The organism is Vibrio sp. YT-17, assembly GCF_033337375.1.
Classification (GTDB): Bacteria; Pseudomonadota; Gammaproteobacteria; order Enterobacterales; family Vibrionaceae; genus Vibrio; species Vibrio alginolyticus.
In genome coordinates this window covers 1-1234 of record NZ_JAWOQP010000127.1, presented here as the reverse complement: position 1 = coordinate 1234, position 1234 = coordinate 1, and the positions used below count along the sequence as shown (strand labels likewise).

The 1234-nt window shown below is 47.4% G+C and carries 1 protein-coding gene; it reads right to left on the bottom strand.

Features of this window, described 5'->3' with window-relative positions; genetic code table 11:
• Positions 1–1234, bottom strand: a 1234-nt coding sequence (locus R7F67_RS24380) for an electron transfer flavoprotein-ubiquinone oxidoreductase (protein ID WP_318057483.1), incomplete at both ends; no start/stop codon positions are given.

Below are 1234 nucleotides of genomic sequence, written 5' to 3'. Positions count from 1 at the left end.
GCCTTCAGGAGGCGTCCAGGTGATGTTTTGACTTGGGTCTTTGATATCGCAGGTTTTACAGTGAATACAGTTCGCCGCATTAATCTGTAATTCGGCTTGCTCTGCACCTTCTACAATTTCATACACCCCAGCAGGACAGTAGCGTTGAGCGGGCTCGGCATAGAGCGCCAAGTTCTGTTCGATAGGAATGCGCTGGCTGGCAAGCTGCAAATGACACGGTTGGTCTTCTTCATGGAAAATATTGGATAAATAGACGGAAGAAAGACGGTCGAAACTCAACACGCCATCAGGCTTCGGATAGAGGATCTCATCGCTGTTTTCCGCCAGAATCAAAGACTGATGATCGGGATGTTCACAACGTACATTCCACTTTGCTTTGCCTTTTAACACGTTGTGTTCCAACATCGCTAAACCACCACCTAACCAAGAGCCAAAACGGTGTATTCCGCTAGAGAAATTGCGTGCTTGATAAAGCTCTTCATATAGCCAGGACTGTTTGAAATGGCTTTGGTAGTCGGCAATAACCGATTGATTTGAAACCGCTTCAAAAACGGCTTCAGCGGCGAGTATCCCCGACTTCATCGCGGTATGCGTGCCTTTGATTTTCGCGCTATTGAGCGTGCCAGCATCACAGCCAATCAATAGTCCACCCGCAAATTGTTGGGTCGGAAGGGAATGAAAGCCGCCTTTGGCAATCGCCCTAGCCCCATAGCTGATGCGCTTACCGTTTTTCAGGTACTGCTCAATCATCGGGTGATGTTTAAAACGCTGAAATTCTTCAAACGGACTCAGGTGGGGGTTTTCGTAATTAAGGTCAACAATCAGGCCAACTGCGACTTGGTTGCCCTCAAGATGATAAAGATAACTGCCACCACTCGCTTCGTTTGCCAACGGCCAACCTAATCCATGCACAACCAATCCTTGCTGATGTTGCTCTGCAGGTATTTCCCACAGCTCTTTAAAGCCAATCGCATAGTGCTGTGGCGTTTTATCTTCAGCGAGATTAAATTTGTTAATTAATTGCTTACCAATATGGCCACGAGCCCCGTCAGCAAACAGAGTCAACTTAGCGCGAAGTTCGATACCCGGCTCGAAATTGGCTTTTTGCTCGCCGTTTTTATCTAACCCCATGTCGCCAGTAAGCACGCCACAAACACGGTTTTGTTCATCAATAATGGCTCGGTTAGCACTAAAGCCAGGGTAGATTTCTACACCTAGGTTTTCTGCTTGCGAT